This is a genomic window from Collinsella aerofaciens (genome assembly GCF_039752955.1).
Taxonomy (GTDB): Bacteria; Actinomycetota; Coriobacteriia; order Coriobacteriales; family Coriobacteriaceae; genus Collinsella; species Collinsella aerofaciens_BI.
The window spans coordinates 23,244-30,104 of record NZ_JBDMHB010000027.1; the positions used below are offsets into that span (position 1 = coordinate 23,244).

Sequence of the window (6,861 nt, forward strand, 5' to 3'; positions counted from 1 at the left end):
GATCACGTAATGGTGCTAAGTCTAGCCCATAAGTACGCGAGCGTCAGCGCACCTGGCCATCGCGGATTTCTATGGCACACGATAGGCCATGCCAACGCAAACATGGGACACATGGCCCACCTTTCGAGACTCCCGAGCAGCACAAGCTGGGGCATATCTATAAGTAAGGAACCCGTTGGGGAACGGCCGCGCAACGGCCACAAGCGATGAACGGAGGCATAAGTCGCACAGTACACAGAGACATCCGCCGCCAGCGCAATCAGTACCCCAACAGCATGCGGCGCCGTGATGTCATCAGCAGACAAGGAGGACGCCACCATGATGAAAAAGACCCTATCAATCCTTTCCCTTTGCATCGCCCTCTTTGCCGCGCTCGCCCTTGTGGGCTGCGGCGGGAGCGCATCGGGCGGCGGCAGCGCCCCCAAGAGCGAGAGCAAGGAAAAGGCCCCCGTCGCCAAGAAGACCGACTACATCTGGTTTAAGGTCGAGATGCCCGAGGGCGTCGGCGTAAGCGACTCTGCCGGCAAGAATGCCGACAGGGTCCAGCTCACCTTCCCCGAAGACGAGAACGCCTCGGCCGATCGCTTTATCCCCGTTTGGAAAAAAGCGCTGACGGCCGAGGAATCCCACGCCGACCAGGCGGAAAAGAAGGGGGATACGTTCCAGTGGAAGGATGGCGGGTCCGTCGAGTATAACGGCAGGACGTGGCTCGTCGGAACATACGAGGACAACAGCGGCATCTCAACCATGCTTTTTACCGATGTTGAGCCGGGAAGCGTCTACGTCCTCATCTCGAACTTCGACCAGCACAAGAAAGAAGCCGAGGCACTCCTCAACTCCATCGAGTTCCCCGATGACATGGAAGAGGCAGTTTCCGAGGCACGCGAAGTCGAGATTTCGAGCATCGAGATCAAGTAACGGGACACCCGCACGCGCCTACGCGCACCCGCGCACATGCGCCCCATTAAAACAACGGGCGCCCAACCCGGGGAGGGCCGACAGCACCGGCCCTCCCCTCTTTTGGACCCGTGCATATTGCCACTTAACGGCGCAAATCCGGCCCTCAGAATGGGACACATGGCCCACCCTAGCGAGCCGTCCACGCGTACAGTAAAGGCAGGTAATCCATGGGCGGTTACAGATCGAGGAGGACACGACCATGAAAAAGAAGGCCTTTGCGATTCTCACCCTCTGCATCAGTCTCTTTGCCGCGGTTGCCCTGGTGGGCTGCGGTGGCAGCGGCGGCGCTACCGGCAGTGGAGGTGGCGGCGGAGCAGAAAAGCCAGCCGTGGATATGAGGACCGACTTCATTTGGTTTAAGGTCGAGGTCCCCGAGGGCGTCGAGATCACCGACGTCGCAGGCGACACCGCCGACAGGGCCCAGTTTAAGTTCACCGAGAGCGAGCACGCCAGCGATCGCTTCATCCCCGTCTTCGACTCTGACAAGAACGCCGATGAACTGTTCGACTACGAGGCAAAGTGGAATGCCAGCTTTGAGTGGACCGAGAATGACCCCGTCAAGTACAACGGCAAGACTTGGCGCAACGCTTCCTATACACACTCGGGCGGCGTAACGACCGAATACTTCACCGACGTTGACGGCGGCAGTGTGTATGTGCGTATCGACAACGTCGAGGAGCACAAGGACGCCGTCGAGACCATGATGAAGTCTCTGGAATTTGCCGACGACATCGCCGAGGCCAAGACCGAGGCCATGGACGTCAAGCTCGACGATATCGAGATCAAGCGCTAAGCGACTGGCGAGCGCAACGGGAAACACGGTCGCAGTGCAAACAAGCGACGGTACCCCAGCGCTTCGTACCCAGGGAGGGCCGGTAAACCGACCCTCCCTTTCTTATGCCTGTAGCCGACGAACGCGAGGATGCCGGACGCCGGAACCGCCCCAAATGTGGCAACAGTACGAAAACGACAAACACCCCAACACGTCCGCCCACCGATTTATTGCGCCGCGCAGACAATTAAACCAGCATCTTTAAACATCTGGGCAGTATAGTGACCAAAACTATCGCATAACCGCACTCTGCGAATGGAGAAGTTATGACCGAACACCATGCCATCAGCCGCCGAGCGTTTACGCTGGGCCTAGGGCTTGCGGCGTTGTCACCACTTGCAAGCCTGCCCGAAACCGCAGCGCCGGGCATTCCCCTGCGAGCGGCATTTGCAGACAACACACCCGCACCGTCGGACAGCCTCCACAATTTCGTCATTCGCCTTCGCCCCGCGGGCTATTTTCGCACCGCGAGCGTCAACCAAGACGGCAACGTTCGCGGCAACGTCTGTCACCTGTTTAACGACGGCACGTCCAGCAAGCTCATCCTTGAGAACGTAACGACCAAGAATGACGATACAAACTGGTACGCCATCCGCACCTTGCTCAATTTCGAAGAGCATAAAAAGACGGGCTACAGCATTTGGTCGGTCGACGACGACTCGGACAAAGATGGAAAGGTCATCCACGTATGGGGCGGCGAGTATGACAACAAGCCCAGCCGCGCTTTTGCGTTCGAGCGTCAATCAAACGGAACCTACATCATCCGAGACCGCACGGTCGAGAAAGAAACCGAGAAAAAAGACATTAAGTACCTGGCAATAGAATCGAACGGCAAAGACCAGGACAACAATAAGATCTGCCATAAGAGTAAGAGCATTCCGTGGGAGCTCGAACTTATCGGTTACGACATGAAAAAGAACGATGCCACGGTTAGCAGCCTCGACTGGATCACGTACAGCAGCTACGTCGACGGACCATGTTGGATGAAATACGTCGACGACAACAAGTTCCTCGACGAGCTGAGCATCCCGGGTACGCACGATTCGGGCACCTGCAGCGTGGACAACGACACTGAGCCCCAATCCTCGCAAGTAAAATGCCAGCAGGATTACATTCCCACGCAGTTGCTCGAAGGCATTCGCTATTTCGATATCCGGCTCGGAAAGGGCGATGACCCCGGCATCGACCACGGGATTTTCTACCTACTCAAAAAAGACGGGAACTATCTGCATCTCTCCGATGTCATAGGCTACTTCAAAACGTTTTTGAACGAAAACCCGACAGAAGCGCTCATCATGCTTGTATCACGAGGCAACGACGAGGCTACCGACGAAAGTGTTACGACGGCTTTCGCCAAGGTTTTGGGCGACAACCCCAAACTGTTCTATACGTCGAGCCGCGTTCCCACACTGGGCGAGGTGCGCGGAAAGATCGTCCTGCTACGTCGATTTGGACTCGACGGCGACAGCGTAAGCGGCCACACGTGGGGACTCGACCTCACCGAATGGGATAACAAAATCGCAGTGCACACCGACAGCAGTTCCATGTGTCTCGTCCAAGACGCGCGGGGCTTTGAAGCCGCGGGGGAAACAGGCGACAAAGAGCCCTATTGCACCAAGGTATACGCCCAGGACAAGTACAAACTCACGGGAACCGACAAGCTCAGCTGGGTCGATAATGCGCTGAAGGAAACGACCGGGCGCACGCGCAACGAGGTAGATGTCGAGGACGATAACGGGGCCAAGGAGAAAGTCCTGGAGCGTTGCTGGTCTATCAACTACACCAGCTGCACGGGCTTGTCGCACGGAGGCAATCCTTTTACCTCGGCACGAGTAGTCAACGAGCATCTGTATAAGAGCCCGTACATCAATCCCAGCGGCATCGAGGATACAAAGTCAGATTACCTCAAGCACATTGGCATCATCGCATCCGACTTTGTTGATGCGGCGCTGGCCCGGAGCATCTACCAGCGCAATTACAATTACGATACGAAGCACACGCAGTCGGCTTCGTGCTGCCTCCCGACCCGCATGCGCATGACGTACGGCGACTCGCTGAGCGATGCCTCGCTCCAGGATGGCAAGACCGTTGGCGAGGGCCATTTCCGCCTTGTCGACAGCAGCAACGTACTCAACGTGGCGGCTTCGGGCCATGCGTTTACCATCGAATACGTGGATGTCGACGCCTTGGGCAACGAGACCGTTACGGGGCTGCAGGGATCCGTGCCCATCGATATCGATCCGCGCGCACTGACACCCCACTTTGAGGGGCTCGAAGGCCTTAAGGCCGGCGAGGATGTGCGCACAAAGGTCGCGGCGCTGCTCGAGGGCAAACTCGAAAACGATGCCTGCACGGCTCAGCTCGAGTTTGTGCACGACGCGGACGGCGCTCCGGGCACGGCAATGGTCGAGGGCGAGGCATTTACCGCGGGAACGTACTGGGTGCGCGCGAACGGTCTTTTGGGCGACGCGGCGCAAAACTACAAGCTTGCTAATGACGGAGCCGCGAGCTTTACCGTAGCGGCCTCGAGCAGTGCAGGCGGCACCGGCACCGACGGTGGCACGGGTTCCAACGCAGGCAGCGCTGATAAGAACGGTAAGGGCAACAAGGGCAAGAACTCGGGCGGAAAACTCGCCGACACGGGCGACGGCTCCGGCATTGCCGCCGGGCTCGCTGCCGCCGCCGTAGCGACAACGGTCGCCGGCGCGGCAATGCTTGCCAACGACCGCGAAAACGCTGGGGACGGTAGCGAATAGGCAAGCCGGCCTTTTAGACACATCGACTCAATGGGGGGCGCAGGACACCGTTCTGTGCCCCCGATTTTTACCTTGGCCCAAACGCCGCCATAGGCTACATCACCATGTTCAGCGCGTTAACAAACTCCTGGGCCTTCGCACGGCTGCTCAGGCTAAAAACACAAGCAGTCAACAGCCTGTTACGCAGAAAAACATCGCGGCCCTTGATCCTGTTGACCCCCGTAATGTCCTTAAGATAGACAATCTCGGTGTGCTTGCCACCAAAAGTGCCCTTCTTGAGCACCTCAATACGGTTGGGGTAGATCTTGACGTCTTTATACCTACCCGAACCTTTGTCCTGGAATAGCAGCGTGTTATTGTCCATACGCGTCACTCCCGTGGGATTCGCTAAAACTGCCTCTATGGTCACATTTTAGTCACCGCAAGGCCCCATGCGAAGATGTCAGACAGCACAGCAATTCGTGTCCGCGCGAGGCTTTAAACTAAATGCGATAAAGACGCATTCCACAAAAGGAAAGTGGGGCGACAGTGATGGGCGAACTGGTAAACCGTGGAGAATCGGCAATCGTGCCCGAAGGTTTTTACAAGCAGGTCTCCTCGATTCTCAACGCCGCTCGCGACAAGGCCTATACCGCCGTTAACTTTGCGATGGTTGAGGCATATTGGGAGATCGGCAAGAGTATTGTTGATGAACAGGGCGGAGAGGGGCGCGCCAAGTATGGCGATGCACTGATCGACGAACTTGCCGTTAGATTGACTAAGGATTTTGGCAGAGGCTTCAACGCCAGAAGCTTAAGATACATGCGTCAGTTTTATCTTGCGTTCCCAATCCGGAACGCGCTGCGTTCCGAATTGAATTGGACACATTACCGCAGGTTATCGCGTATAACCGACCCTGATGCTCGAACATGGTACATGAACGAATGCGCCGATTCTCGTTGGAGCACGCGTCAGCTCGAACGCCAGATCAACACCATGTTCCGCGAGCGCCTACTTGCCAGCAAGGACAAGGAGGCCGTCACCCAGGAAATCCAAAAGAGCGCCCCGGCTCGTCGCCCCGAGGATATCATCCGCGACCCATATGTACTGGAGTTTTTAGGTTTCTCGGACGATACTGCGTTTCGCGAGAGCGATCTAGAGCAGGCGCTCATCACGCATCTTCAGAAGTTCCTGCTGGAGCTTGGCCGTGGTTTCGCTTTCGAGGCGCGCCAAAAGCGCATCACCTTTGATGGGCGCCATTTCTATATTGACCTTGTTTTTTACAACTATCTGATGCGCTGCTTCGTGCTCATCGACCTTAAGACGGACGACCTTACGCATCAGGACCTGGGCCAGATGCAAATGTATGTGAACTACTACACGCGCGAGCTCATGAACGAAGGCGACAATCCGCCCATAGGCATCGTGCTCTGCGCGGACAAAAGCGATTCGATTGTCGAGTACACGCTGCCCGAAGACAACGACCAAGTGTTTACCGCCAAATACCTGCCGTATCTTCCAAGCAAGGAAGAGCTGGCGCGCGAGCTGAGTGCCGAGTACCGCGCCATCAACGAAGCGACTAATGGCGAAACGCAAGGGTAGCAGCACGTTGCGACCGAAGCCACCGCAGCCGTCGCAGGCGCACTCGCGGTTGCGACGCACGCTACGAAACAATACCGGTCATGGACGCCGGCAACGACATTCTAGCCGTGGCTGGCGAGCGTGACCTGACAGGCAAAGACGCGGCCTTCGTCTGATGTGGGTCCATTGGCTGCCACAGAAAAGGGCCGGTTGCAGCCGGCCCTTTAGACGATAATACCTGCGTTGCCCGCGCTTCCGAAGTGTGACTAGCTGAGGAGCGGGTTCCGCGGCACATCCTGATTTTACCCAGCGAGACGGCTCTTTTGCAGCCGCTCCACCGATTATTTACATCTGGCACCCTCAAACAATCAGACCTTGATTATCGACTTTATCCGAACACCTCCCACATTCATCCGCACATGTACGGATGAATGTGGGAACCCGATACCCTGAGGGCCGGATCGGTCGGCCCCGGGAGATCGGAGGACGGCATGTCCGGAAAGAAGAAGAGTGGCTCCGCGAGGGCGGTTCCGAGGGCCTACGGAAGGCTCACGAGGCACGAGCGGGACACGGTCCAGAGGATGCTGGAGCGCAGGGCGTCGTGCAGGGAGATCGCGAGGGAGCTGGGCAGGTCGCCCTCGACGGTGAGCGCCGAGGTGGCGTCGCACAGGTTCGCGACGGCGCCGAAGGCCAGGCGCGGCGAGCGCGTGGACGCCACCGCCGACCTGTCGGCGGCCTGCCCGCGCCTGGCCG

6 protein-coding genes are annotated in these 6,861 nt (G+C 57.7%); 5 read left to right on the forward strand and 1 reads right to left on the reverse strand.

Going from position 1 to position 6,861, the window contains the following annotated elements:
- Positions 1-318: 318 nt before the first annotated feature.
- The 3 genes from ABHR75_RS06965 to ABHR75_RS06975 all read left to right on the forward strand — a co-directional run bounded on the left by ABHR75_RS06965 (position 319) and on the right by ABHR75_RS06975 (position 4,548).
- On the forward strand, positions 319-918 hold the full coding sequence (locus ABHR75_RS06965) for a hypothetical protein (protein WP_138112912.1): 600 nt from the start codon (positions 319-321) through the stop codon (positions 916-918).
- Positions 919-1,159: 241 nt separating this feature from the next.
- On the forward strand, positions 1,160-1,753 hold the full coding sequence (locus ABHR75_RS06970; RefSeq protein WP_138112914.1) for a hypothetical protein: 594 nt from the start codon (positions 1,160-1,162) through the stop codon (positions 1,751-1,753).
- Positions 1,754-2,058: 305 nt separating this feature from the next.
- A complete protein-coding gene (locus ABHR75_RS06975; protein ID WP_346963955.1) occupies positions 2,059-4,548 on the forward strand; it encodes a phosphatidylinositol-specific phospholipase C in 2,490 nt (829 codons plus the stop codon).
- 94 nt (positions 4,549-4,642) lie between these two features.
- Here the strand turns inward: ABHR75_RS06975 and ABHR75_RS06980 are convergent, their stop codons facing one another.
- On the reverse strand, positions 4,643-4,912 hold the full coding sequence (locus ABHR75_RS06980; RefSeq protein ID WP_138112918.1) for a hypothetical protein: 270 nt from the start codon (positions 4,910-4,912) through the stop codon (positions 4,643-4,645).
- A gap of 167 nt (positions 4,913-5,079) precedes the next feature.
- On the opposite strand from ABHR75_RS06980, the gene ABHR75_RS06985 reads away from it, so the two are divergent.
- Entirely contained in the window at positions 5,080-6,129 is a 1,050-nt protein-coding gene (locus tag ABHR75_RS06985) for a PDDEXK nuclease domain-containing protein (RefSeq protein ID WP_138374824.1), read from the forward strand.
- Between the two features lie 470 nt (positions 6,130-6,599).
- On the forward strand, positions 6,600-6,861 hold a 262-nt coding region (locus tag ABHR75_RS06990; RefSeq protein ID WP_346963956.1), incomplete at its 3' end, for a helix-turn-helix domain-containing protein.